General features: G+C 72.0%; 21 protein-coding genes. 9 read left to right on the plus strand and 12 right to left on the minus strand.

What is annotated here, in order from left to right; genetic code table 11:
* Window positions 1-27 precede the first annotated feature (27 nt).
* Window positions 28-795 (plus strand): GGDEF domain-containing protein, encoded by a 768-nt coding sequence (locus IS481_RS06805; protein WP_104358197.1) that lies wholly within the window; start codon window positions 28-30, stop codon window positions 793-795.
* On the opposite strand, the gene IS481_RS06810 is transcribed toward IS481_RS06805, so the two are convergent.
* From IS481_RS06810 to IS481_RS06825, 4 genes are all read right to left on the minus strand, one after another.
* The gene (locus IS481_RS06810; protein WP_104358196.1) at window positions 783-1,571 is read right to left on the minus strand and encodes an oxygen-binding di-iron domain-containing protein; all 789 of its coding nucleotides are present in this window, start codon (window positions 1,569-1,571) and stop codon (window positions 783-785) included. The genes IS481_RS06805 and IS481_RS06810 overlap by 13 nt on opposite strands.
* Window positions 1,572-1,660: 89 nt before the next feature.
* On the minus strand, window positions 1,661-2,335 hold the full coding sequence (locus IS481_RS06815) for an ABC transporter ATP-binding protein (protein WP_104358195.1): 675 nt from the start codon (window positions 2,333-2,335) through the stop codon (window positions 1,661-1,663).
* Window positions 2,332-3,273, minus strand: a complete 942-nt coding sequence (gene miaA / locus IS481_RS06820; RefSeq protein ID WP_104358194.1) for a tRNA (adenosine(37)-N6)-dimethylallyltransferase MiaA — start codon at window positions 3,271-3,273, stop codon at window positions 2,332-2,334. The genes IS481_RS06815 and miaA overlap by 4 nt, the downstream gene beginning before the upstream one ends.
* Window positions 3,270-4,520 carry a multidrug effflux MFS transporter gene (locus IS481_RS06825; RefSeq protein WP_104358193.1) on the minus strand — a complete coding sequence of 417 codons (1,251 nt, stop codon included), beginning with the start codon at window positions 4,518-4,520 and terminating at the stop codon, window positions 3,270-3,272. The genes miaA and IS481_RS06825 overlap by 4 nt, the downstream gene beginning before the upstream one ends.
* A 200-nt stretch (window positions 4,521-4,720) precedes the next feature.
* Between IS481_RS06825 and IS481_RS06830 the strand changes: the two genes are divergently transcribed.
* A complete protein-coding gene (locus IS481_RS06830; RefSeq protein WP_104358192.1) occupies window positions 4,721-5,149 on the plus strand; it encodes a PA2779 family protein in 429 nt (142 codons plus the stop codon).
* A 10-nt stretch (window positions 5,150-5,159) separates the two neighbouring features.
* Window positions 5,160-6,140 (plus strand): PA2778 family cysteine peptidase, encoded by a 981-nt coding sequence (locus tag IS481_RS06835; protein ID WP_104358229.1) that lies wholly within the window; start codon window positions 5,160-5,162, stop codon window positions 6,138-6,140.
* 24 nt (window positions 6,141-6,164) lie between these two features.
* Here the strand turns inward: IS481_RS06835 and IS481_RS06840 are convergent, their stop codons facing one another.
* The 3 genes from IS481_RS06840 to mutL all read right to left on the minus strand — a co-directional run bounded on the left by IS481_RS06840 (window position 6,165) and on the right by mutL (window position 9,920).
* The gene (locus IS481_RS06840; RefSeq protein ID WP_104358191.1) at window positions 6,165-7,112 is read right to left on the minus strand and encodes a pseudouridine synthase; all 948 of its coding nucleotides are present in this window, start codon (window positions 7,110-7,112) and stop codon (window positions 6,165-6,167) included.
* Window positions 7,113-7,143: 31 nt separating this feature from the next.
* Window positions 7,144-7,998: an alpha/beta hydrolase gene (locus IS481_RS06845; RefSeq protein ID WP_104358190.1), complete on the minus strand. Its 855-nt coding sequence runs from the start codon at window positions 7,996-7,998 to the stop codon at window positions 7,144-7,146.
* A gap of 77 nt (window positions 7,999-8,075) precedes the next feature.
* Complete coding sequence (gene mutL, locus IS481_RS06850; RefSeq protein ID WP_104358189.1) at window positions 8,076-9,920, minus strand: DNA mismatch repair endonuclease MutL; 1,845 nt, start codon at window positions 9,918-9,920, stop codon at window positions 8,076-8,078.
* Window positions 9,921-9,995: 75 nt separating this feature from the next.
* Here mutL and IS481_RS06855 point away from each other — a divergent pair, with 75 nt between their 5' ends.
* Window positions 9,996-10,643 (plus strand): DedA family protein, encoded by a 648-nt coding sequence (locus tag IS481_RS06855; RefSeq protein ID WP_104358188.1) that lies wholly within the window; start codon window positions 9,996-9,998, stop codon window positions 10,641-10,643.
* A gap of 13 nt (window positions 10,644-10,656) precedes the next feature.
* Here the strand turns inward: IS481_RS06855 and IS481_RS06860 are convergent, their stop codons facing one another.
* Window positions 10,657-12,027: an N-acetylmuramoyl-L-alanine amidase gene (locus tag IS481_RS06860; RefSeq protein ID WP_104358187.1), complete on the minus strand. Its 1,371-nt coding sequence runs from the start codon at window positions 12,025-12,027 to the stop codon at window positions 10,657-10,659.
* Window positions 12,024-12,515 (minus strand): tRNA (adenosine(37)-N6)-threonylcarbamoyltransferase complex ATPase subunit type 1 TsaE, encoded by a 492-nt coding sequence (gene tsaE, locus IS481_RS06865; RefSeq protein WP_232529490.1) that lies wholly within the window; start codon window positions 12,513-12,515, stop codon window positions 12,024-12,026. Before tsaE ends, IS481_RS06860 begins: the two co-directional genes overlap by 4 nt.
* Here tsaE and queG point away from each other — a divergent pair.
* Window positions 12,489-13,589, plus strand: a complete 1,101-nt coding sequence (queG, locus tag IS481_RS06870; RefSeq protein ID WP_104358185.1) for a tRNA epoxyqueuosine(34) reductase QueG — start codon at window positions 12,489-12,491, stop codon at window positions 13,587-13,589. The two genes, tsaE and queG, sit on opposite strands and share 27 nt — an antisense overlap.
* Here queG and IS481_RS06875 read toward each other — a convergent pair.
* Complete coding sequence (locus tag IS481_RS06875; protein WP_104358184.1) at window positions 13,577-14,479, minus strand: AEC family transporter; 903 nt, start codon at window positions 14,477-14,479, stop codon at window positions 13,577-13,579. The two genes, queG and IS481_RS06875, sit on opposite strands and share 13 nt — an antisense overlap.
* Before the next feature lie 203 nt (window positions 14,480-14,682).
* Here IS481_RS06875 and IS481_RS06880 point away from each other — a divergent pair, with 203 nt between their 5' ends.
* The 4 genes from IS481_RS06880 (at window position 14,683) to IS481_RS06895 (ending at window position 18,782) form a co-directional block, all read left to right on the plus strand.
* A complete protein-coding gene (locus tag IS481_RS06880) occupies window positions 14,683-15,660 on the plus strand; it encodes a tripartite tricarboxylate transporter substrate binding protein BugE (RefSeq protein ID WP_104358183.1) in 978 nt (325 codons plus the stop codon).
* A gap of 148 nt (window positions 15,661-15,808) precedes the next feature.
* On the plus strand, window positions 15,809-16,702 hold the full coding sequence (xerD, locus tag IS481_RS06885) for a site-specific tyrosine recombinase XerD (RefSeq protein ID WP_114699291.1): 894 nt from the start codon (window positions 15,809-15,811) through the stop codon (window positions 16,700-16,702).
* 48 nt (window positions 16,703-16,750) lie between these two features.
* Window positions 16,751-17,350, plus strand: a complete 600-nt coding sequence (locus tag IS481_RS06890; protein ID WP_104358182.1) for a MarC family protein — start codon at window positions 16,751-16,753, stop codon at window positions 17,348-17,350.
* Between the two features lie 7 nt (window positions 17,351-17,357).
* Window positions 17,358-18,782, plus strand: a complete 1,425-nt coding sequence (locus tag IS481_RS06895) for a DHA2 family efflux MFS transporter permease subunit (protein WP_104358181.1) — start codon at window positions 17,358-17,360, stop codon at window positions 18,780-18,782.
* 46 nt (window positions 18,783-18,828) lie between these two features.
* Here IS481_RS06895 and IS481_RS06900 read toward each other — a convergent pair whose 3' ends face one another.
* Window positions 18,829-19,785, minus strand: a complete 957-nt coding sequence (locus IS481_RS06900; RefSeq protein WP_146079552.1) for a sensor domain-containing diguanylate cyclase — start codon at window positions 19,783-19,785, stop codon at window positions 18,829-18,831.
* A gap of 229 nt (window positions 19,786-20,014) precedes the next feature.
* Window positions 20,015-20,800, minus strand: a complete 786-nt coding sequence (locus IS481_RS06905; protein ID WP_104358179.1) for a ferritin-like domain-containing protein — start codon at window positions 20,798-20,800, stop codon at window positions 20,015-20,017.
* Between the last annotated feature and the right edge of the window lie 21 nt (window positions 20,801-20,821).

Raw genomic sequence — 20,821 nt, forward strand, 5'->3', positions numbered from 1 at the left:
TCTGCCCGTCGTGCCTCGTCGGGCGCCGTGCATGCATGGCTGCTCGGGCTGGGCCTCGAGCGCGCGCTGGCGGTGCTGATGCTCGTGGCCTGGGCCGCGGCGCTGCTCGTCACCTGCGCGGTGCTGACCTTCTCCTCGCAAGGCTCGCTCGCGCTCGGCCTGACGATCGCGTCGGTGTGCGTGCTGACGATCACGCCGGTGCTCGGCTACGTGGTGCTCAAGCTGGTCTACGAGCTGGAGGCCTCGCGCGAGCAGATCCGGCTGCTGGCCATCACCGACGACCTGACCGAGAGCTACAACCGGCGCCACTTCATGGACGTGGCCGAGGCCGAGTTCGTGCGCTCGCGCGTGCAGCGCCTGCCGATGGGGCTGCTGCTGATCGACGCGGACCACTTCAAGCGGGTCAACGACACCCACGGGCACCAGTGCGGCGACACGCTGCTGCGCGAGATCGCGCTGGCGTGCCGCGGCGCCCTGCGGGGCAGCGACGTCATCGCCCGCTTCGGCGGCGAGGAGCTGATCGTGCTGCTGCCCCACACCGACCTGGCCGGCGCGATGGCGATCGCCGAGCGCATCCGCCGGCGCGTGGCGCGGCTGTCGATCGACTGGCGGACCGAGCGGGTCGAGGCCACGGTGAGCCTCGGGGTGGCCGCGCTGCGGCCGGACACGCCGTCACTGGACGCGCTGATCCACGAGGCCGACCAGGCGCTCTACGACGCCAAGCGCAAGGGCCGCAACCAGGTGGCCAGCCGGCCGTCCGCCGTGCACGAGGTGATCGAGGTTCAGGCGACCTGACGCAGCGTGGCGCGCGGCACGCGGTAGTGCTCGTCGGTCATCAGGTCGATGCCGCAGCTCAGGCCCTGCACCCACTCGATGAACTCCTGCACCGCCGCACCCTTCATCGGCGCGCCGTGCTGCGGGACGATCATGTCGATGCGCAGGTTGCGCACCATGTTGGCCCACAGGCGCAGGATCTTGTTCGACACCATCAGCCGGCGGTGGAACTTCTCCATGCGCGGGATGTGATCGGCCAGCGAGGTGACGAACTCGGCGGGCTTGACGTCCGTGCCGAGCGAGGCGCCCAGGTCGCCGGAGAACAGGATGCGGCTGATCGGGTCGTAGAACTGGAAGTTGCCCTCGGCGTGCATGAAGTGCGCGGGCAGCGCGATCAGGTGGGAATTGCCGATCGGGATGTACATGCCCTCGTCGGGGATGCCGATGATGCGGCCTTCGGTCTTGCCCGGCTTGCAGAAGTGCGGCGCGAAGCGTTCCCACACGCGCGAGATGTAGAGCGTGGCCTCGGTGCCGGTCATCCAGCGGTCCAGCGAGGCGATGATGTCCGGGTCGGCGTGCGAGGCCAGCAGCGCCGACAGGCGGCTGGGCGCGAAGTGGCGCGACATGCCCAGGTACAGCTCGCTGTAGGCGAGGTTCCCGCCCGGGTCGAGGATGGCGCCCGTGTCGTCGTTGACGATCAGGAACTGGTTGGCCTGCACGGCCTCTCCGCCCTCATGGGAGAGGTCGCTGAACATCAGGCATTTGTGGCCTTTGTGGTTATAGAGCTCGATGGGCATGGCGGCACACGTTTGAGATGGATCAGGCGATGGCCCCACTCTAGAGGCCTCGATCTGGTGCACCCTTGATGCCGATCAACGTGTCCGGGTCAGTGCGGCGCCCTTGCGACATCGTTCATGCCCGAAACCGTGAGTTCCATCACACGGTCGGCCACGCCGGCCGCGGCCCGCGAGTGCGTGACCAGCACGCAGGCCGCGCCGTGCTCGCGGGTCTGCTCGCGCAGCGCCTGCAGCACCTGGCGGGCACTGCCCGGGTCGAGGTTGCCGGTCGGCTCGTCGGCCAGCAGCAGCGCCGGGCGGTGGATCAGCGCGCGGGCGATCGCCACGCGCTGCACCTGTCCGCCCGAGAGCTGCTGTGGCAGGCGCGACCCGAGCCCGGCCAGCCCCACCGATCGCAGCGCCTGCTCGACGCGACCGTCGTCGGGCTCGCCCAGCAGCATCAGCGGCAGCGCGACGTTCTGCGCCACCGTCAGGTGCGGCAGCACATGGAAGGCCTGGAACACGAACCCCAGGTGCCGGCGGCGCCAGTGCGCCTGCTGCGCCTCGTCGGCATGGGTGATGTCGAAGCCCAGCACGCGCACTTCGCCCGCATCGGGCCGGTCCAGCCCCGCGATGCAGTTGAGCAGGGTGGACTTGCCCACGCCGGATTCGCCCAGGATCGCGACGAACTCGCCGCGCGACACCTGCAGGTCCACGCCCTGGAACACCGCCGCTTCGCCGTAGCGGCGCGCCAGCCCGCGCACGTCCAGCACGACTTCGCTCATGCCGCCTCCGCGGCGGCGCGCACGCGCTGCACCACCTGCTCGACCGCGTCGGGGGCGTCGCAGGCCACCACCTGCCGGTAGGGCATGCCACGCAGCCAGGTCAGCTGCCGCTTGGCGAGCTGGCGCGTGGCGGCGATGCCGCGCTCGGGCAGCTCGTGCGGCGGGAACAGCCCGTCGAGCATCTCCCAGGCCTGCCGGTAGCCCACGCAGCGCATCGAGGGCATTGCCAGCGACAGGTCGCCGCGCGCGCGCAGGCGCTGCACCTCGTCGACGAAGCCGGCGGCGAGCATCTGCTCGAAGCGCTGCGCGATGCGCCGGTGCAGCCAGGCCCGGTCGGCGGGTTCCAGCGAGACCAGGGTCACGCCCTCGGGGGCCGCGCGCGTGCCGCCGAAGCGGTCGGTGTGGAAGGCCGACAGCGGGCGCCCCGAGACGCGGTACACCTCCAGCGCGCGCTGGATGCGCTGCGCGTCGTTGGGCGACAGGCGCGCCGCGGTGACTGGGTCGACCTCGGCGAGGCGGGCGTGCAGCGCCGGCCAGCCCAGGCGGGCGGCCTCCGCGTCGAGCGCGGCGCGGATGGCCGGGTCGGCCGCCGGCAGGGCGTCGATGCCATCCAGCAGCGCCTTGAAGTACAGCATCGTGCCGCCCACGAGCAACGGCAGCCGGCCGCGCGCGCGGATCTCGCCGATCAGCCGTTGCGCGTCGGCGACGAACTGCGCAGCCGAGTAGGCCTCGTCCGGTTCGATGATGTCGATCAGGTGATGCGGCACCAGCGCGCGTTCCCCGGCGCTGGGCTTGGCGGTGCCGATGTCCATGCCGCGGTAGACCAGCGCCGAATCGACGCTGACGATCTCCACCGGCAGCTGGCGGGCCACCGCCAGCGCGGCGGCCGTCTTGCCCGAGGCGGTCGGCCCCGCGAGACAGACGTAGCGGGAACTCATGAGGCAGCAGAAGGCGTCGGTTCGCCGTGCCGGCGCACCAGCACCCACGCGGCGTAGCCGACCAGCAGCGACCAGAATGCGATGGTCAGCGCCAGCGGATAGACCGTGCCGTTGTGGCTCCAGCCGATCCAGCTGCTGACGCCGAACGCCAGCACCATGCACAGGAAGCCCGACAGCGCGGCCGCGGTGCCGGCGCGCGCCGGGAAGGGGCCCACCGCGCCGGTGTGGGCGCAGGGCTGGTGGATGCCGTGGGCCATCATGTAGACGAACTGCGGCACCAGCAGCGCCAGCGGGTGGCGCACGCCCGCCAGTGCCAGTGCCGCCATCGACAGCCCGCCGGCGAGCGACAGCCCGGCGGCCAGCCGCACGGTGCGCACCACGCCGCGGCGGGGAATCAGCCGCTGGCACCAGGACGAGCCGATCACGTAGCCCGAGACGACCAGCGAGAACGCCACGCCGAACTGCGCGCGCGTGTATCCCAGCACGTCGACCAGCACGAACGGCGATCCCGCGATGAAGGTGAACAGCCCGGCGTAGGTGCTGCCGGCCAGCACCGTGTAGGCGCGGAACGTCGGATGGCGCAGGATGTCGGCGCTGCTGCGCAGCAGCGGCGCCAGGCGCAGCGCATGCGGGTCGCGCTGCCCGAGGCTCTCGGGCACGCGCAGGCCGATGAACAGCAGCCCCGCGGCGCCGAACAGTGCCAGCACCGTGAACGTGCCGCGCCAGCCGAACGCGGTCTCGAGCAGGCCGCCCAGCATGGGGCCGAGCAGCGGGATGACGCTCATCCAGGTCATCGCCTTGGCCAGCACCCGGGCGCCGTCCTGGGGCAGGTAGAAGTCCCGCAGCATGGCGCGCGCGCCGACCACGCAGGCGGCCATCGCGATGCCCTGCATGAAGCGGCAGGCCACCAGCCAGGCGATGTGCGTGGCCGGCAGGGCCAGCGCGCTGGCCGCGGTGTACAGCAGCAGCCCGCCCAGCAGCACCGGGCGGCGGCCGTAGCGGTCGGCCACCGGTCCCAGCACCAGCTGCGCCGCGCCGAAGCCGACCACCAGCGCGCTCAGGGTCAGCTGCACCGTGGCGATCGACACGCCGAAGATGCCGGGCAGCGACGGCAGCGAGGGCAGGTAGAAATCGGTCGACAGCGGCTGGGTGCCGAGCAGCAGCGTCAGCGCCAGCACGATGGTCTGGTTCCCCGGGCGGGACCGTTCGATCGGCGCAGCATCGGAAGGCGTGACGGTGGACGGCATCCCGTCAGCGTAGCAGACGCCCGCGCGCGTGCGTGCGTGCAGCGCACCGCCGGCCGCGTTTACGCTTGTACACAGTCGTGCGCGCCGAGCCCGGCGGCAGCCGCCGGTTTGCTTTCACAATGCAGTGCCGCCGCGGCGGCGCCGCTTGCCGGCCGGTCGCCGCGAGCACCACCATCCACATCGCAGCAAGGAGAGCGTTCATGTCGTATCCGTTCCCCGTCTCGCGTTGGCTGCGCAGCATCGCCTGCGCCGTGTCGGTCTGCTTCGGCGCCTCGGCCTTCGCCCAGCCCGTGCAGGCCACCCTGATCACCACCGAGCAGGTGGCCCAGGAGGTCGCCCTGCAGGCGCGCAGGGCCGAGGGGCAGGCGCATCGCGATGCGCTGGCCGCCCACCTGGACCGTCCGGAACTGCAGGCCAGGCTGCAGGAGTGGGGCGTCACGCCGGAGCAGGCGCGCGAGCGCGTGGCGGCGCTGACCGACGAGGAGGCCGCCGAGCTGGTGGCGCGCATCGACGCCGCGCCGGCCGGCGGCGACGTGATCGGTGCGATCATCTTCGTGTTCGTGCTGCTGCTGATCACCGACATCCTCGGCTTCACGAAGGTGTTCCCGTTCACCCGTTCCGTCCGTTGAATTGAACCCCTTGCCTTTTCCCTTCCCGGCGCGCTTCTCGCCGGGCCGCCGCCGCGTGCTCGCCGGCGTCGCCGCGCTGGGCGCCGGCGCGCTGGCCGGCTGCGCGACCCAGACCGCCGCGCTGCTCGAGGCGCCCGGTGCCGACCTGCCGCGGCGCGTCGAGCTGGCCGACACCCCGTTCTTCCCGCAGGACCAGCGCTTCCTCTGCGGGCCCGAATCGCTGGCGGCAGTGCTGCACGTGGCCGGCCGGCCGGTGACGCCGGCCGAGCTGGTCCCGCAGGTCTACCTGCCCGGGCGGCAGGGCTCGCTGCAGACCGAGATGCTGGCCGCGGCGCGCCGGCAGGGCGCGGTCGCGGTGCCGCTGCCGACGCGGCTGGAGGCGGTGTGCCGCGAGCTGGCCGCCGGCACCCCGGTGGTGGTGCTGCAGAACCTGGGGCTGTCGGTCTCGCCGGTCTGGCACTACGCGGTGGCGATCGGCTACGACCTGGACGAGCGGATCATGCTGCTGCGCTCGGGGCGCGAGCGGCGCGCGGTGATGCCGCTGCGCACCTTCGAGCACACCTGGGCCCGCTCGGGGCACTGGGCCTTCGTCGCGCTGGCGCCGGGGCGCCTGCCGGCCAGCGCCGGCGAGGCCGAGGTGACGCGTGCGCTGGTGGCCTTCGAGCGCGTCGCGCCGCCCGAGGCGGCCCTGCAGGGCTACCTCGCGGCGCTGCAGCACTGGCCCGGCAACGTGACGCTCGCGATGGGGCGCGGCAACACGCTGTATGCGGCCGGGCGCAAGCGCGAGGCGGCGGAGGCGTTCCGCGCCATTGCGCAGGCGCACCAGCACGGCGCGGCCTGGGTCAACCTGGGCTGGGTGCTGCTCGAGCTCGGCGAGGTGGCGCAGGCCGAGGAGGCGGCGCGCCAGGCGGTCGCGCTGGGCGGCCACTGGCGCGACCAGGCGCAGGCGCTGCTGCGCCGGGTCGAGGCGGCCAGGCAGCCGGCGTCGTGACCACAGGCGCGGGCGTGCGCCGCCTCAGAAGCGTTCGTCCGGCCCCAGGTAGCGCCACTGCCCGGGCGGGAGGTCGCCGAGCAGCACGCGGCCGATGCGGATGCGCTTGAGGCCGATCACCTTCAGCCCGACCGCCTCGCACATGCGCCGGATCTGGCGCTTGCGGCCCTCGCGCAGCACGAAGCGCAGCTGGTCCTCGTTCTGCCACCAGACCTTGGCCGGCAGCAGCGGTTGGCCGTCCAGCGACAGGCCGTGGTTGAGCCGTTGCAGGTCCGCGGCCGGGAACCGGTCGCGCGGCGCGCCGGCATGGTCGCCGTACTGCACGCGCACCAGGTATTCCTTGTCGATTTCCGAGTCGTGGCCGATCAGCTGCTTCGCGACGCGGCCGTCCTGGGTCAGCACCAGCAGCCCGACCGAGTCGATGTCCAGCCGCCCGGCCGGCGCCAGCCCGCGCAGGTGCTCCCGCGCGAAGCGCACCCGGCTGCGGTCGCCGCTCCAGTGGTTCTGCGGCGTGACCAGCGTGACGGCCGGCTGGTAGCCGTCCTCGGCTTGGCCGCTGACGTAGCCGACCGGCTTGTGCAGCAGCACCGTGACGCGCTGCGCCTGCTGCTGGCGCGCCGCCGGGTCGATGGTGATGCGCTGCCCGGGATGCACGCGCGTGCCGAGCTCGCTGACCACCACGCCGTCGACCGACACCCAGCCGCGCGCGATCCACTCGTCGGCCTCGCGGCGCGAGGCAAGACCCAGTTCGCTGATGCGCTTGGACAGGCGGGGCAGGGCGTCCGGGTCGGACGGGGCCGGAGACGGCTTCGGACGGGCGGCGGCGGGAGGTGCGGCGGGAGCGGGCGGCGGCGCCTTGGGCAGCGCACGCGAGCGCGGCGCGCTGCCGGGGCCGCGCACCGGCGGCCGGTCGCGGCGCTTCTCGGCACGCTGGGCCGACGCGGGCAGGGACAGCTTGGGACGCGGGTTCATGATCGCCCGGATTGGACCACAGCGCCGGGGCTCACCGGGTCCAGCCGAACAAGTCCCTGAGCGCTTCCTCGTAATGTCCGAGCGCGATCGCGTTGGTGCTGTGGTGCGTGCCGCCCTCGACCAGCACCCAGCGCTTCGGCCCGGGCGCGCGCTCGTACAGCGCGCGGCCCAGCTCCGGCCGGATCAGGGTGTCCTCGCTGCCGTGCACCACCAGCACCGGCGCGCGCACGCGGCCGATGTGCTGCGCGGCGTCGAAGCGCTGCGTGATCAGCCAGCGCACCGGCAGCCAGCCCCAGCGCATGGTGGAGAACACGTCGGCCACCGAGGTGAAGCCGTTCTCGATCATCAGCCCGCGCACGCCGTCGGCCTCGGCGGCCAGGTGCACCGCGATCGCCGCGCCCAGCGAATGGCCAAACAGGTAGCGCGGCCGCCCCGGGTGATGCCGCGCCAGCCAGTCCCAGGCGGCACGGGCGTCCTCGAGCGCGAGGGCCTCCGAGGGCAGCGCCGGCGTGCTGCGGCCGAAGCCGCGGTAGTCCACCGCCAGCACCGAGAAGCCCAGCGACTGCATGCGCCGCATGCGCGGGGCGCTGCCGGTCACGCCCCAGCGCGCCCCGTGCAGGTACAGCAGCAGCGGCGCCTCCGGGTCGGGATGCGGATGCCACAACGCGTGCAGCCGCACCGGTTCGCCGGTGACCTGCGAGGTGAACTCGATCCAGGCGTCCTCCATGCCTTCGGCGGCGTACAGCCCGCCCTGCCAGGCTTGGGTCTGCGGCTGGAAGATCCAGCGGCGCTGCTGCTGGTCCAGCACGTGGCAGCCGCCCAGCAGCGCGAAGGCCAGCACGAGCAGCAGCGCGAGGCGCCAGCGATGGGCCAGGAGGAGCTTCATGGCATGCGATGACTCCCGGGCGCGGGAGAAAGTTTCAGCGGGGCGCGGCCGGCCATGCGTCGTCGATGCCGGGGCGCTCAGCGCCCGCGCAGGAACAGCGCATCCAGCTCGCGCAACGTCAGCTGCCGCCAGGTCGGGCGGCCGTGGTTGCACTGGTCGGCGCGTTCGGTGCGCTCCATGTCGCGCAACAGCGCGTTCATCTCGTCCAGCGTCAGGTGCCGGTTGGCGCGCACCGCGCCGTGGCAGGCCATGGTCGCGAGCAGCTCGTGCTGGGCGCGCTCGATCACGTTGCTGGCGTCGTATTGCGCCAGCTCGGCGAGCACGCTGCGCGCCAGCTCGACCACGTCGGCGTCGGCCAGCGCCGCGGGGCGCGAGCGCACCGCCAGCGTGCCCGGGCCGAGCGGCGTGACGTCCAGCCCCAGCGTCAGCAGCGCCTCGCGCTGCGCCTCGGCGGTGGCCACCTCCTGCGGCGTGGCGGCGAAGGTGGCCGGGATCAGCAGCGGCTGCGCCTCGATGCGCTGCGCCGCGAGGTTGCTCTTGAGCCGCTCGTAGACGATGCGCTCGTGCGCCGCGTGCATGTCGACGATCACCAGCCCGTGGGCATTCTCGGCCAGCACGTAGATGCCGCCGACCTGCGCGATCGCGCGTCCGAGCGGCCAGGCGTCCGGGTCGGACCAGCCGGGCTGCGGGGCTGCCGTGGCGGGGGCGGGCGCGGGGGACGCGGCAGCGCCCACGGCCCAGGCGGGCGGGGCCTCCTGCGCATACAGCAGCGCGGCCTGCTGCAGGCCCAGGCTGCCTTGCACGGCAGGCGGCGCCCAGGCCGCCTGCGGGGCGCGTCCCGGCGCGCCCGCAGGCTCACCGCGGCCCGCGGGCCAGGCCAGGGTGGGTGCGGCGCTGCCGTCGCCGGCCGGCACCGCACGCGAGGCCGCCAGCGCGGCATCCACCGCATGGCGCACCGCCTGGTGCACCTCGCGCGACTCGCGGAAGCGCACCTCGATCTTGGTCGGGTGCACGTTGACGTCGACCCGCTCGGGCGGGATCTCGACGAACAGCACGTAGGTCGGCTGGCGGCTGCCGTGCAGCACGTCCTCGTAGGCCGAGCGCACGCCGTGCGCGAGCAGCTTGTCGCGCACGTAGCGGCCGTTGACGTAGCAGTACTGCTGGTCGGCGCGGGCGCGCGCGGCATCGGGCACGCCGGCGCGGCCGGTGATGCGCACCGGGCCGACCTGCGCGTCGACCGTGCGGCTCTGCGCGATGAAGTCCTCGCCAAGCACGTCCTTCAGGCGTTGCTCGGGGGTGCCGCGGCGCCATTGCTCGACCAGCTTGCCCTCGTGCCAGACGGCGAAGCTCACGTCCGGGCGCGCCAGGGCATGGCGGCGCACCGCCTCGATGCAGTGCGCCAGCTCGGTGGCCTCGGTCTTGAGGAACTTGCGCCGCGCCGGGGTGTTGAAGAACAGCTCGCGCACCTCCACGCTGGTGCCGCGCCCGCGCGCGGCCGGGCTCAGCTCGCCCGAGCGTGCATCGAGCCGCCAGGCGTGCGCGGCCTCGGCGGTGCGGCTGAGCAGCGCGACCTCGGCCACCGAGGCGATCGCCGCCAGTGCCTCGCCACGGAAGCCCATCGTGGCGACCGACTCCAGCTCGGGCAGCGAGGCGATCTTGCTGGTGGCGTGGCGGCGCAGTGCCATCGGCAGCTCGTCGGCCGGGATGCCGCAGCCGTCGTCCTCGACCACCACGCTGCGGATGCCGCCGGCCAGCAGCTTGACGGTCACCTCGGTCGCCCCGGCGTCGAGCGCGTTGTCGACCAGCTCGCGCACGACCGAGGCGGGACGCTCGACCACCTCGCCGGCGGCGATCTGGCTGATCAGCTCGTCGGGCAGTTCGCGGATCGGGCGGCGCGGGGCAGGGGCGGGGGCGGCAGACATGGCGGCATTCTAGAAAAGCGTTCCCCGCCCCCGGGCGGCAGGGGCTTGTCGGGGCGGACCGCGATAATCCGCCGGATGGAACTGGTTCTCTTCCTCGTCGATTTCATCCTGCATGTGGACCGGCACCTGGCCGAGTTCGTCCAGCAGTACGGCACCTGGGTGTACGCGCTGCTGTTCGCGGTCGTGTTCGTCGAGACCGGGCTGGTGGTGATGCCCTTCCTGCCGGGCGACTCGCTGCTGTTCGTGGTGGGCACGATGTGCGGGGCGGGGCACATGGACCTGCCGCTGTCGATCGGCCTGCTGCTGGCCGCGGCGATCCTGGGGGACCAGCTCAACTACAGCGTCGGCCGCTACTTCGGTCCCAAGGTGTTCCGCTGGGAGCAGTCGCGCTTCTTCAACAAGGCCGCGTTCGACCAGGCCCATGCCTTCTACGAGCGCTACGGTGGCATCACCATCGTGCTGGCGCGCTTCATGCCGTTCATCCGCACCTTCGCGCCCTTCGTGGCCGGCGTGGCCGAGATGACCCGCACCAAGTTCACGTTCTACAACGTGATGGGCGGCACGCTGTGGGTCGTGGGCCTGACGGTGGCAGGCTACCTGTTCGGCAACCTGCCGTTCGTGCAGCAGCACCTGAGCAAGATCATCTGGGGGCTGATCCTGATCCCCGGCCTGGTCGCGATCTTCGGCGCCTGGAAGAGCCGGCGCAGCGCGCCGCAGGCCTGAGCACCGCGGCGCCTCAGATCTGCCGGTTGCGCGCCAGCGGCGGGTTCTTCGAGAAGTAGCGCTTGATGCCGGTCATCATCGCGTCGACCAGCTGGTCCTGGTAGGCGGCGCTGCGCAGCTTGGCCTCTTCCTCCGGGTTCGAGATGAAGGCGGTCTCGACCAGGATGGAGGGGATGTCCGGGGCCTTGAGCACCGCGAAGCCGGCCTGCTCGACCTGCTTCTTGTGCAGCCGGCCGACCCGGCCGATCTGGCCGAGCACCTCGCTGCCGATGCGCAGGCTGTCGTTGATCTGCGCGGTGGTGGACATGTCCAGCAGCGCGCGCACCACGTGCTGGTCGGTGTGCTTGATGTTGACGCCGCCGACCAGGTCGGCCGCGTTCTCCTTGTTGGCGATCCAGCGTGCCGCGGTGCTGGTGGCGCCGCGCTCGGACAGCGCGTAGACCGAGGCGCCGCGCGCCTTGGGCGTGATGAAGGCGTCGGCGTGGATCGAGATGAACAGGTCGGCCTGCACCCGCCTGGCCTTCTGCACGCGCTGGTGCAGCGGCACGAAGAAGTCCGCGTCGCGGGTCATCATCGCGCGCATGTTGGGCTCGGCGTTGATGCGGTCGCGCAGCTTGCGCGCGATCGCCAGCACCACGTCCTTTTCCTTCAGGCCGCTCGGGCCGATCGCGCCCGGGTCCTCGCCGCCGTGGCCGGGGTCGAGCGCGACGATGATCAGGCGGTCGATCTTCTTCAGCGTGCCGGGGTCGACCTCGCTCTTGCGCGTGATCGGCGCAGCGGGCGCCGGGGTCGGCACCTCGGGCGCCGGCGCCGGGGCGGCGGCCACGGGCGGGGGGGCCGGGGCGCGCTCCATGCGATTGATGAAGTCGCCCAGGGCATCCTCCATCGCGGCGCGGGCCTGCTTCTCGGCCTGCTCCTTCTCGCGGATCAGCGCCAGCAGCGGGTCCGGCGGCACCAGCGGGTAGAGGTCGAACACCAGGCGGTGCTGGTAGTCGGCCACCGGCGCCAGCGTGAACACCTGCGGCGTGACGGCCTGCTTCAGGTCGATCACCAGGCGCACCACGCGCGGCTGGTTCTGGCCCACGCGCACGCCGGCGATGTGCGGGTCGTCGGGCTGCACCTTGCCGACGATGTCGCGCAGCGTCGGGCTCAGCTCCAGGCCGTCGATGTCGATCACGACCCGGTGCGGGTCGGCGATCACGAAGTGGCGCGCGGCCAGCTGGGTGTCGCTCTCGAGCGTGACGCGGGTGTAGTCGGTTGCGGGCCAGACGCGCACGGCCACGATGGTCGCGCCGTGGGCGATCCGGGGGGCGGTCAGCAGCAGCACCAGGCTGCCGGCGCCGTGCAGGAACGTGCGGCGCTTGAGCGTCGGCCTCGTCGTCATGGCAGCAACGCGGCTCCGGCGGGAGTCAGGGCAGTCAGGGTCACGTGGCGTTCGTCGCGGTCGCCCACCAGAAGTTCCATGCGCAGGTCCGGCGCCGGCAGCAGGTCGCCCACCTGTTCGGGCCATTCGGCCAGCTTCAGTCCCGGGCCGGCGAAGATGTCGCGCAGGCCCGCGTCTTCCCATTCGCGCGGGTCGTCGAAGCGGTAGAAGTCGAAGTGCCAGGCCTGCAGCGAGGGCAGTTCGTAAGGCTCCATCACCGCGTAGGTCGGGCTCTTGATGCGGCCGGTCGCGCCCAGCGCGCGCAGCAGGTGCCGCACGAAGGTGGTCTTGCCGGCCCCGAGCGCGCCGCGCAGCTCGATGAAGGCGTTGCGGATCTCCGGCCGGACGGCGAGCGCGCGCGCAAAGGCCGCGCAGTCGTCCTCGTCACGCCACTGCAGCTGCCGGGTTCCTAGAATCGGTGAATGCATCAATCCAAGGTCGTCGATCATGCGGCCCTGCTGGACGACATCCGCCAGTGGGCGCATGAGCTCGGATTCTCACAGATCGGGGTGTCGGGCGTCGACCTGCGCGAGGCAGAGCCCGGTCTGCTGGCATGGCTGGCCGCAGGGTTTCACGGCTCGATGGACTACATGGCGGCCCATGGCCTCAAGCGCGCGCGCCCCGCGGAGCTGGTGCCGGGCACCGTCAGCGTGATCACCGCGCGCATGGACTACCTGCCGCGCGGCACCCCGTCCGGCTGGCAGGCCGTCGAGCTCGCGCGCCTGCAGCGCCCCGGCGAGGCGGTGGTGTCGATCTACGCCCGCGGGCGCGACTACCACAAGGTGCTGCGCCAGCGCCTGCAGAAGCTGGCCGACCGCATCGCCGGGCGGCTCGGGCCGTTCGGTCACCGCGTGTTCACCGACTCGGCCCCCGTGCTGGAGGTGGAGCTGGCCAGCCGCAGCGGCCTCGGCTGGCGCGGCAAGCACACGCTGGCGCTGCACCGCGAGGCGGGTTCGATGTTCTTCCTCGGCGAGATCTACGTTGACCTCGCGCTGCCGGCCTCCGCAGCGACCACGGCCCACTGCGGCTCGTGCACGGCCTGCCTGCAGGCGTGCCCCACGCAGGCCATCGTCGCGCCGTACCGGCTGGATGCGAGGCGCTGCATCTCGTACCTGACCATCGAGCATGACGGGCCGATCCCGCCGGAGCTGCGCCCGCTGATCGGCAACCGCATCTACGGCTGCGACGACTGCCAGCTGGCCTGCCCGTGGAACAAGTACGCGCAGGTCGCGACGCTGCCCGACTTCGACGCCCGGCCGGCGCTCACCGGGCGCAGCCTGCTGGAGCTGTGGGCCTGGAGCGAGGCGGACTTCCTGCGCCACACCGAAGGCAGCGCGATCCGGCGCATCGGCTGGCGCCGCTGGCGGCGCAACCTCGCGGTGGCGCTGGGCAACGCGCTGCGCCATGAGCCGTCTGCGGCCATCGTGCAGGCCCTGCAGGCCGCCCGCGACGACGCCGACGCGCTGGTGCGCGAGCACGTCGAGTGGGCGCTCGCGCAGCGCGCGCAACCTCAGGCGAGCTGACGCAGCGCCGCGAGCCACAGCGGGATCGAGGCCATCCCGAGCAGCGTGGACACCGTGACCAGCCCGGCGACGTAGGGCCCGTTGCCGCCCATGCGCATCGCCAGCACGTAGGCGCTGGAGGCGGTGGGCAACGCGGCAAACGCGACCACCACCGGCTGCTGGGCCGGCGGCACGCGCAGCAGCTGCACCGCGGCCAGCGCCACCAGCGGCAGCAGCACGTGGCGGATGCCCAGCAGCCCGGCGGCCAGCCGCGGGCCGGCCCACAGCCCGCCGAGCTTGAGCCCGGCGCCCACCGCCATCAGGCCGAGCGGCAGGGCGGCCTGCCCGATGCGGGCAAGCGCCGGCGCGAGCGGGTCCACGATGCGGATGCCCAGCAGGTTGGCCACCAGCCCGGCCACGGTGCTGAGGATCAGCGGGTTGCGCAGGATCTCGCGCCAGAAGTGGTGGCCGCCGTGGCGCGCCAGCGGCCAGACCGCGGCGAAGTTGCACAGCGGCACGCACAGCGCCACCAGCAGCGCGGTCCAGGCCACGCCCTGGGTGCCGCCGAGCTTTTCCGCCAGCGCCAGCGCGACGTAGGAGTTGAAGCGGAACGCCACCTGTGCACCAGAAGCGTGCAGCGTCGGGTCCACCCCCGGGCAGCGCCGCAGCGCGTAGCTGGCCGCGATGCCGCAGCCGACGATGAGCAGGCCCGCGGCAGCCAGCGGCAGCGTCGCGCCGATGGCCAGCGGGCTGCGGATGATCGAGTTGAACAGCAGGACCGGGAACAGCAGGTAGTACACCAGCCGTTCCACCGCGTCCCACACCGGACGCCCCAGGGCGCTGTAGCGGCACAGCAGGAAGCCGAGGACGATCAGCAGGAAGTCGGGCAGCAACAGCAGGGCGTCGGACATCTGACTTGGCGCAAGGACACGTCCCGGAGTGTGCCAGCGCGGCAGGGGAATCCGTGCAGACCCGGGTGGTAATTCCCACAATCGCTGTACCGGGCCGGATGCTCGACCATTCCCGCGTCACCGCCCGTCCGGTCCTGGCGCCGTGCCACCCACGCGCCTGCTGCGGACGCGGTACCGACTCGTTCCAACCAGGAGAGAAGAAGATGCAGCGTAGACACTTGCTGGCCGCGGCAGCGGCCGTTCCTCTGGCCCTGGCCGCGGGCACGGGCTGGGCACAGCAGGCCTACCCGGCCAAGCCCGTACGCGTGATCGTGCCCTTTGCGCCGGGCGGCACCACCGACATCATCGCCCGCGTGGTGGCCGACAGGATTGCGGCCCACTTCGGGCAGCCGATGATCGTCGAGAACCGCGGCGGCGGCGGCGGCATCATCGGGGCAGCCGAAATCGCCAAGGCCAACCCGGACGGCTACACCCTCGGCGTGGCGACGGTCTCCACGACTGCATCGAATCCGGCGATCAATCCCAAGACGCCGTACAACCCGGTGACCGACTTCACGTCCATCATCAACATCGCGGCCACGCCCAACGTGATCGCGGTGCATCCGTCCTTCCCGGCGAAGGACTACAAGGGCTTCGTCGAAGAGCTCAAGCGCAACCCCGGCAAGTACAGCTATGCCAGCTCCGGCACCGGCGGCATCGGCCACCTGCAGATGGAGCTGTACAAGTCGCTGTCGGGCACCTTCGTCACCCACATCCCGTACCGTGGCGCCGGCCCGGCGCTCAACGACACGGTGGCCGGCCAGGTGCCGATCATCTTCGACAACCTGCCCTCGGCGCTGCCCTTCATCAAGGACGGCCGCCTGATCCCCATCGTCGTCGCCGCACCGCAGCGCCTGGAGGTGCTGCCCAACGTGCCGACCTTCAAGGAGGTCGGCCTGGAGCCGGTCAACCGCATGGCCTACTACGGCTTCCACGGTCCGAAGGGGCTGCCGCAGGAGGTCGTCAACAAGGTCTACGAGGCGACCAAGAAGACGCTGGAAGACCCGGACGTGCGCAAGCGCATCGAAGGCACCGGCTCGCTGATCGTGGCCAACACGCCGGACGAGTTCGCCGCGCAGACCCGCGCCGAGTTCGAGGTCTACAAGAAGGTGGTCGAGCAGCAGAAGCTCAAGCTCGAGTGATCGCAGGGGCCGCCTGCCAGGGCCGCCATGCCCGCGCACGCGGGTGGCGGCCTTTTTCGTTGCCCGGCCCGCATCCTGTCCGGGGCGAGGTGGCGGCGCGCCGGCTTCGGGTACGCTAGCGGCGGTTTTTCCGTGCCCGCCGCTTTCCGTGCATCCCGACAGCCAGGCTTCCATCGACCGCTTCATCGACGCCCTGTGGATCGAGGAGGGGCTGTCGCCCAACACGCTGGCCGCCTACCGGCGCGACCTGACGCTGTACGCGCAGTGGCTGGCCGAAAGCACCGGCAAGGCGCTGGACCAGACCGGCGAGCCGGATCTGCTCGCCTATGCGGTGGCGCGCGCGTCCACCAAGGCCACCTCGGCCAACCGGCGCCTCGCGGTGTTCCGGCGCTACTTCCGCTGGGCGCTGCGCGAGCGGCTGGTGAGCGCCGATCCCACCCTGCGGCTGAGCACCGCGCGCCAGCCGATGCGCGTGCCCGGCACGCTGAGCGAGGCGCAGGTGGAGGCGCTGCTGGCGGCGCCGGACGTGGACACGCCGCTCGGACTGCGCGACCGCACCATGCTGGAGCTGATGTACGCCAGCGGCCTGCGCGTGAGCGAGCTGGTGACGCTCAAGACCGTGCATGTCGGGCTGGACGAAGGCGTGCTGCGCGTGATGGGCAAGGGCAGCAAGGAGCGCCTGGTGCCGTTCGGCGAGGAAGCGCACGCCTGGCTGCGCCGCTACCTCGCGCAGGCGCGCGGCGAGATCCTCGGGCCGCGCACCGCCGAGGCGCTGTTCGTCACCCACCGCGGCGAAGGGATGACGCGGCAGATGTTCTGGACGCTGATCAAGAAGTACGCCCGTGCGGCCGGCATCACGACGCCGCTGTCGCCACACACGCTGCGCCACGCCTTCGCGACCCACCTGCTCAACCACGGCGCCGACCTGCGCGTGGTGCAGCTGCTGCTCGGGCATGCCGACATCTCGACCACGCAGATCTACACCCACGTGGCGCGCGAGCGCCTGAAGGACCTGCATGCCCGCCACCATCCGCGCGGGTGAGGGCGGCTGGCGCTACCGGGCAGGCCCTGCGGCCTGAGACAATCGGGCATGGACCATACCTTCCTGTCCGCCTTCATCCTGCTGCTGCTGGTGCTGGACCCGCTGGGCAGCCTGCCGATCTTCATCTCCATCCTGCGCAACGTCGCGCCCGAGCGCAAGCGGCGCGTCGCGGTGCGCGAGGTCACGCTGGCCTTCATCGTGCTGGCGGTGTTCATGGTCGCGGGCGATGCCTTCCTGGGGCTGATGCACCTGTCCGAGCGTTCGCTGGAAGTGGCCGGCGGCGTGATCCTGCTGATGATCGCGATCCGCATGATCTTCTCCTCCGGCGAGTCGATCTACGCCGCCGACGTCGAGCGCGAGCCGTTCATCTTCCCGCTGGCGGTGCCGCTGATGGCCGGCCCTTCGGCGATGGCCACCGTGCTGCTGCTGGCCTCGCGCCAGCCCGACCGCATGACCGAGTGGTTCGCCGCGCTGTTCTGCGCGATGCTGGTCTCCGGCGTCGTGCTGCTGGCGGCCGACCGGCTGCACCGCCTGCTTGGCGATTCGGTGGTCAGCGCGCTGGAGAAGCTGATGGGCCTGGTGCTGACGGCGATCGCGATCGAGATGATGCTGGCCGGCCTGAAGCGGTACTTCATCGGCGACCTGTGAAACGAACGTGAAGCGGCTGCCTGAACCCCGGACCTTCGACGCGCTCACCGAGCGCCACGGCGAGCGCTACAAGTGGCTGCTGCTGCTGGTGGTGGGCATCGGCACGGTGGCCGGGGTGCTGTCGACCTCCGTGTTCAACGTCGCGGTGGTGGCGCTGAGCAGCGAGTTCGGCCTGGGGCAGGACCGCGTGCAGTGGGCGATGACCGGCTTCATGGCCGCGATGACGCTGTCCATGCTGCCCGCGGCCTGGCTGCTCGACCGCATCGGCTTCAGGCGCACCTTCATCGGCTCCATCCTGCTGCTGGCTGCGGCGAGCCTGGCCGGCAGCCTGGCGACGGCGTTCTGGTTCGTCGTGGTCGCGCGAGTGTTGCAAGGGCTGGCCACCGGGGTGCTGCAGCCGCTGGCGATGCTGGTGGTGCTGCGCATGTTCCCGCCGCAGGTCCAGGGGCGTGCCTCGGGCGTGCTGGTGCTGGGCATCTCGAGCACGCCGGCGATCGCGCCGGCCATCGGCGGCGTGCTGGTCGACCGCTTCGGCTGGGAAGCCATCTTCCTGCTCAACCTGCCGTTCTGCGCCGTCGCGCTCGCGATGGGCCTGTTCCTGCTGCCGCTGCCACGCGAGATCAGGAAGGGGCGCTTCGACTTCCTGGGCGCGCTGCTGCTGTCGGTGGCGACGCTGGCGCTGGTCGAGGGCGTGGCCAGCCTGCAGGGCAACGGCCTGCTCGACCCGTGGACGCTGGGCCATTTCGCGGTGGCATTGGTGCTGACCGGCGGGTTCGCGGCCTATGCGCGGCGCGCCGAGGCCCCGCTGATCGACCTCAGCCTGTTCCGCCAGCGCACCTTCTCGATGGGGACCATCGTCGCGTTCAGCTACGGGTTCGGGCTGTTCGGCTCGACCTACCTGATCCCGGTGTACCTGCAGCACGCGCTCGGCTACTCGGCGGCGGCGGCTGGCGGCGCGCTGATCCCCAGCGGCATCGCGCTGACCGCGACCACGCCGGTGGCGGGCCGGCTGGCCGACCGTTTCCCTCCCAAGTGGATCACCACCATCGGGCTGGTGCTGTTCGGCAGTTCGTTCTTCCTGTTCTTCCTGTACGACGGGCGGGTCAGCTATGCCGAGCTGATCGCCATCACCCTGGTCGGGCGCATCGGTCTGGGCATGATCCTGCCGGCGCTGAACCTCGCGACGGTGCGCGAGCTGCCGGCGCACCGGCTGGCGCAGTCGACCGTGGTCGTCAGCTACGTGCGCCAGCTGGGCGGCGTGATCGGCATCGCCGCGATGGCGGTGTTCGTCGAATGGCGCGTCGCGGTGCTGGGGCCCTCGGCCGTCCTGCAGGCGTACGCGCAGAGCTTTTGCTTCCTGGGGCTGGTGATCCTGGCCTCGGTGGTGGCGGCCTGCCTGATGCAGCACCAGCCGGCCGAGCAGCGGCGCTGACCGCGGCACCGGCGGGGCGCCATGCCCCGCGTGCCGTCCTTCACCATCAGCATGTGACCCAGCGGTTGCGTCCGCCGCCCTTGGCCGCGTAGAGGGCTTCGTCGGCGCGCTTGAGCGCCGCGTGCACCGTTTCCTCCGGCCAGATGAAGGCCAGCCCGGCCGAGCAGGTGTAGCGGAACTGCGGCTGCTGCGGCAGCGGCGCGCTCGCGCGCACGGCCTGGAAGATGCGATCGAGGATGGGCTCGGCGGCCGCCGGCGTGGTGTCGCGCAGCAACAGCAGGAACTCCTCGCCGCCCCAGCGGCAGGCCAGGTCCTTCTGGCGCACCTCGCCCTGCAGCAGCCGGGCGAACTGCTTGAGCAGCAGGTCGCCCTGGTCGTGCCCGAGGGTGTCGTTGACGCGCTTGAAGTGGTCGATGTCCAGCAGCACGATGGCCGCCGGGTGCAGCTGCTGGCTGGCGTGCAGCGTGGCCAGTGTCTCGTGCATGTGCCGGCGGTTGCTGAGCCCGGTCAGCGGATCAGACAGCGCCGCGCGCAGCGCCAGGTCGCGCTGCTGGCGCAGCGTGCGCTCGTCCGCGCCCAGCTCGGTGATGTCGGTCAGCACGCACAGCATCCAGCCGTTGGGCAGGGTGGTCTCGGTGACGTGCACCCAGCGGCCGTCGTGCAGGTCCGCCTCGAAGGCGCGGAACGGCAGCTTGCCACGCCGCGAGGCGGCCGAGGCCAGCCAATCGTCGAAGTCCTGCGTCTCGATGCGGGTGCCGCTCTGCTCGCGATGGTTGGCGCGCAGGATGTCCTTCCAGGTCGGGCGCCCGTCTTCCGGCACGTGCAGCAGCTCGCGGTAGAAGCAGTTGGCGTAGACCAGCGTGTCGGTCTCGTCGAAGATGCCGACGCCTTGCCGGGCCGAACCGATCAGTTCGAGCAGCCGGTCGGGCGACAGCGGCGGGGACGCGGGGGGCGAGGCAGCGGACATGGACGGGAACAGCCCGGCAACAGTCGGGGCGTCCACCCGCGGCTCCGGCGCGGCCGGCTTCGGGCGAGGCGCACCGGGGACTGGGCGCCGGCATCGGTACCGGCGTGCCGTGGAAGGGCAATGACCTCAGGAAACGGAACTGGAGCGGATTCTAGGCGGCCGGGCGGCGGCGTGCTCGACGGGAAGCCATCCGGACCCGGGCCGTGCGGCATGGTTGGCAGCCGGGCCGGCGCGCCTCCCGTGTGAATGAGGGGCGGGTCGGGGATCAGGCGTCGTCCAGCGCGTCCAGCTCGGCCTGGTCGAAGCCGGCAGCACGCCGCGCTTCGAGGTTGAACGGGCCGCGCAGCCTGGGCGCGCCGTACTGGCGCGCCAGCGTCGCGTAGGTCGCCACCGGCTCCAGCCCGCGCTGCGTGCACAGGTGCCGGAACCAGTGGTTGCCGATCGCGACGTGCCCGACCTCGTCGCGCAGGATCACGTCCAGGATCTCCACCGCACGCTGGTCGCCGGCCTTGCGCAGCTTGACCTGGATCAGCGGCGCGGCGTCCAGCCCGCGCGCCTCCAGCGTGCGCGGCACCAGCGCCATGCGCGCCAGGAGGTCGTCCTTGGTTTTCTCGGCCATCTCCCACAGCGCGTCGTGCGCGGGCAGGTCGCCGTAGTCGGCACCCAGGCCCACCAGGTGCTCGCGCAGCAGCTGGTAGTGCAGGGCCTCCTCCTGGGCGACGCGCAGCCAGTGGCGGTAGTACAGGTCGGGCATCCCGGCGAAGCGCCACACCGCATCCAGCGCGAGGTTGATCGCGTTGAGCTCGATGTGCGCCAGCGCGTGGATCAGCGCGATGCGCCCGGGCAGGGTGTGCACCGAGCGCTGCTTCAGCTCGGCCGGCGGCACCAGCGGCGGACGTTCCAGCCGCCCGGGCACGCCCGCGGGCTCCTCGTAGGTGCGGTCGGGGTCGCAGGGGGCGTGCGGGTCCAGCGCGCGCGCGGCCAGGGCTTTCTCGTTGGGGTCCCGGACCCGGATCACGTCCAGGGCCAGGGCACGCAGGTCTTGGGTCATGTCGGAATGATGGCGCAGCCG

Source organism: Caldimonas thermodepolymerans (genome assembly GCF_015476235.1).
GTDB lineage: Bacteria > Pseudomonadota > Gammaproteobacteria > Burkholderiales > Burkholderiaceae_C > Caldimonas > Caldimonas thermodepolymerans.